This window comes from Pseudomonas sp. SDO5591_S426, assembly GCF_054070755.1.
The window spans coordinates 1-3,733 of record NZ_JBSVXD010000319.1 but is presented as its reverse complement, the minus strand read 5'-3'; the positions used below and the strand labels follow the sequence as shown (position 1 = coordinate 3,733).

Sequence of the window (3,733 nt, the reverse complement as noted above, 5' to 3'; positions counted from 1 at the left end):
GCTCCTACAAGTGATGTGTTAAACGAAAAATAAGTATTCAGGTGATGCAATGATGAAGGTGAAGATCGAAAGGATCGTCGACGAAGCGCTGGATATCCGTTCCTTTCGCCTCGTGCGCAGTGACGGCCAGCCGCTCGACACCTATGAACCGGGTGCCCACGTCGACCTGACCGGGCCGACCGGCGTAACCCGCCAGTATTCGCTGTGCAGCCCGCCGCAGGATCGCCGCGCCTACCTGGTGGCGGTGAAGAAAGAAGCGCAGTCGCGCGGTGGTTCGCTGGCGCTGCACGAGCAAGTGGAAGAGGGCATGGAGCTGGAGATGGGCGCGCCGCGCAACCTGTTCCGCCTCGATGAAAGCGCCAGCGAGCATGTGCTGTTCGCCGCCGGTATCGGCGTCACGCCGCTGCTGAGCATGGCCTACAAGCTGGCGGAAAGCGGCCAGCCGTACCGCCTGCATTACTTCGCCCGCTCGGCGCAATACGCGGCGTTTACCGAACTGTTGGCGACCAATTTTGCTGATCATGTGGAGTTCCACTACGGCATCGAACCAGCGGATCTCGACGGCGCATTGAGTGCCTGCCTGGATCGCGCAAGTCCAACGGCCCACGTCTACACCTGCGGCCCGGCACCGTTCATGAACAAAGTGGTGGAAGTCGCGTCGCGCAGTCGCGCTGATGAGGCCATTCACCTGGAACACTTCGCTGCAGACCCGGCCGCCAACAGCGCCCCGGCCGGCACGTTCGAAGTGGAACTGGCCAGTTCCGGCGTGGTGCTGCAAGTACCGGCCAACACCAGCCTGGTCGACGTGTTGCAAGCCCACGGTTGCGACATCGACACCGAGTGCCGCGAAGGCATTTGCGGCACCTGCATCGTTGAGGTGCTGGACGGCGTGCCAGAGCACCGCGACAACTGCCTTTCCAACAAGGAAAAGGCCTCCAACAAGCAGATTTGCGCCTGTGTTTCCCGGGCACTTTCCGCTCGTCTGGTATTGGACATCTAAGCGCTTTCTTCACTGGAAAGCTGACGCCGGAGCCTGTTGAATGGCGCCCGGCGACCATCGAGGGAGGCGATGGCTGGAAGACGAAACTTTTTTACCGAACCGCTCGACGAAGCGGTCGGAAATAAAAACAAAAAAACGTGAGGCTTTGCGGACATGATTACAGCATCGGCGGTGCGCAATGAGGCGTTCGAAAGTTGGTTGAGCCAGGTGAACCAGGCTTGTGGGCGTTTCGATGCCCGGGCGCTGGACACCGACTTCTACGGCGAACTGGCGGAATTTCGCAGCGGTGCGATCAACCTGAGCGTGGTCGACATGGCGCACGTGCATTTGTACCGCACCAGCAAGGACGTCAGCACCAGCAGCGATGGCCATTACTACGCGGTGTTCCAGATGCGTGGTAGCTCACAGCTGGAGCAGGGCGACAACCGTGCGCAGCTGGGCTGTGGCGACATCGCCCTGATCGACGCCAGCCGTCCGAGTGACATGACCTACAACGACGATTCCCGTCAGTTGTCGTTGATTTTGCCGCGTCAGGTGGTCGAGCGTGGCTCGCACTTCAACGCGGTCAACTGCGCCACCCGCATCGCCGCCAGCAGCCCTTTGGCTTCGATGGCCAACAGGCTGGTGCTGGAGACACGCCAGCAAGAAAGCCTGGACATGCAGGAAAGCGAAGCCGTACTCGACGCCCTCGCGAGCCTGTTGTTGCCGGGCATCAGTGCGCAAGACAACGGCGGTGACGCCCACGAGCGGCAGTTCCGCAAGATCATCGCCTTCATCGACCAGCACATCAGCGACGAAGCCCTGTGCCCCGAGATGATTGCCCGTGAGGTCGGGGTTTCGGTACGCGGGCTGTACCGGATGTTCTCCAAGCGCGGCCTGGTGGTGGCGCAATACATCAAGCACCGTCGCCTGGACTTCTGCGCGGAAAACCTGCGCCGCGCCGATGTCGAGCAGAAGCTCTCGGCGTTGTGTTATGCGTGGGGTTTTTCGGATTCCAGCTACTTCTCGTCGGCGTTCAAATCACGCTTCGGTGTGTCGCCGGGGGCTTATCGCAAGCGGTACAGCCAGATCTGACACTTCACATCCCCTGTAGGAGCTGCCGAAGGCTGCGATCTTTTGATCTTGTTGTTAAAGCAAAATCAAAAGATCGCAGCCTCCGGCAGCTCCTACAGAGTTCTCCAGCGAACACAAAACCACTGTGGGAGCGGGCTTGCCCGCGATGGCGGCCTCATGGCCGCCACACATCCCTCAATGCCGCACCGGCTCATCCACCGGCAAATGCAGCACTTCGCGCACCAGCATGGCAATGCTGGTCACGCCCATCTTTTCCTTGATCTTGGTGCGGTGCACGTCAACGGTCTTCACGCTGATGTTCAGCTCCCGCGCGATCACCTTGCTGGCCTTGCCATCGATCACCAGCATCAATACTTCACGCTCGCGGGTGGTCAGCAGCGCCAGTTTGCCTTGCAGGTTCTGACGCTGCTGCTGATCGGCCTGGGCGTGCACGGCGGTCTTCAGCGCGGCCTGGATGCGGTCGATCATCTGCTGTGGGTTGTAGGGCTTCTCGACGAAGTCCAGCGCACCGTTCTTCATGGCCGTGACCGACATCGGGATGTCGCCATGGGCCGAGACGAAGATGGTCGGCAGCGTGCTGCCGCGCTGGTTGAGGATCTCCTGCAACTGGAAACCGCTGGTCTCCGGCATGCGCACGTCGAGCACCAGGCAGGCGGGCTGCTTGGGGTCGTATTGGCTGAGGAACTCTTCGGCGCCGGCAAAGCACTGCGCCTGCACGCTGACGGACTCCAGCAGCCACGCCAGTGAAGTGCGCAGGTCCTTGTCGTCGTCAACGATGTAAACAATCGGTTTGCGGGTTTCCATCGGGGCTGCCACGAAAATTTCTAATTATTGTTTTCGCACGCGAACGCGCGGCACGCATCGGCTCATCTTTGTGAAGCCAGTGTGCAGAATACCCACTGTCGCCGGCCCTTGCGATAAAGAAACCACCTAGTCGACTAGCGGAAACCCAACCTCACCATGGGGATCGTCAGAATGGTTGCGCTGTGCCCGCGGCCTTAGTCTTGTTCCATCACCTACGGGCCGCTTTACGACGCGGTCCTCCTGAAGGAAGGGGCATCGACATGGCCGACCTGAGCCAGCAGCAAATCGACTTTCGCAACGCCATGGCGCAGCTGCCTGCTGCGGTGAACATCATCACCACCAACGGCCCCGGCGGTCGCTGCGGCATTACCGCCAGCGCCGTGTGCTCGGTGACCGATTCACCGCCCACCGTGCTGGTCTGCGTCAATCGCAACAGCGCCACCCACGACGTGTTCCGCACCAACGGCCACCTGTGCGTCAACGTGCTGTGTGGTGAGCAGGAAGAACTGGCCCGGCACTTCGCCGGCATGACCAAGGTGCCGATGGATGAGCGTTTTGCCTGGGACTTGTGGGACGACGGCGCGGCCGATGTGCCGGTGCTGCGCGACGCCCTGGTGCAATTGGAAGGACGGATCAGCGAGTGCAAGGAAGTGGGTTCGCATTCGGTGATGTTCGTGGAACTGACGAAGGTCGGCGTGCGCGAACCGCGTGACAGCCTGGTGTATTTCAACCGGTTGTTTCATCGTGTTGAGCATGCCAGCGCGGCTTGATTGAGACCGCGTTATCGTTCATCGCGGGCAAGCCCGCTCCCACAGGATCAGCGTCATACTTAAACTCTGTGTCCGCTGGAGATCC

4 protein-coding genes are annotated in these 3,733 nt (G+C 60.7%); 3 read left to right on the top strand and 1 reads right to left on the bottom strand.

Translation table 11 applies throughout. The features are described 5' to 3' along the window. Nucleotides 1-49: 49 nt before the first annotated feature. Nucleotides 50-1,000: a PDR/VanB family oxidoreductase gene (locus ACW9JC_RS29225; RefSeq protein ID WP_338581574.1), complete on the top strand. Its 951-nt coding sequence runs from the start codon at nucleotides 50-52 to the stop codon at nucleotides 998-1,000. A 153-nt stretch (nucleotides 1,001-1,153) separates the two neighbouring features. Continuing rightward, nucleotides 1,154-2,074, top strand: a complete 921-nt coding sequence (gene feaR / locus ACW9JC_RS29220) for a transcriptional regulator FeaR (protein WP_457459385.1) — start codon at nucleotides 1,154-1,156, stop codon at nucleotides 2,072-2,074. A gap of 174 nt (nucleotides 2,075-2,248) precedes the next feature. On the opposite strand, the gene ACW9JC_RS29215 is transcribed toward feaR, so the two are convergent. Further along, nucleotides 2,249-2,878, bottom strand: a complete 630-nt coding sequence (locus ACW9JC_RS29215; protein ID WP_419710079.1) for a response regulator transcription factor — start codon at nucleotides 2,876-2,878, stop codon at nucleotides 2,249-2,251. Between the two features lie 260 nt (nucleotides 2,879-3,138). Here ACW9JC_RS29215 and hpaC point away from each other — a divergent pair, with 260 nt between their 5' ends. Continuing rightward, nucleotides 3,139-3,648 (top strand): 4-hydroxyphenylacetate 3-monooxygenase, reductase component, encoded by a 510-nt coding sequence (hpaC, locus tag ACW9JC_RS29210; RefSeq protein WP_056723075.1) that lies wholly within the window; start codon nucleotides 3,139-3,141, stop codon nucleotides 3,646-3,648. Nucleotides 3,649-3,733 lie beyond the last annotated feature (85 nt).

What these genes read in the sequence shown, in the direction of transcription:
- ACW9JC_RS29215 (WP_419710079.1), bottom strand. Translation starts at nt 2,878, where the DNA reads ATGGAAACCCGCAAACCGATTGTTTACATCGTTGACGACGACAAGGAC.
- hpaC (WP_056723075.1), top strand. Translation starts at nt 3,139, where the DNA reads ATGGCCGACCTGAGCCAGCAGCAAATCGACTTTCGCAACGCCATGGCG.
- feaR (WP_457459385.1), top strand. Translation starts at nt 1,154, where the DNA reads ATGATTACAGCATCGGCGGTGCGCAATGAGGCGTTCGAAAGTTGGTTG.
- ACW9JC_RS29225 (WP_338581574.1), top strand. Translation starts at nt 50, where the DNA reads ATGATGAAGGTGAAGATCGAAAGGATCGTCGACGAAGCGCTGGATATC.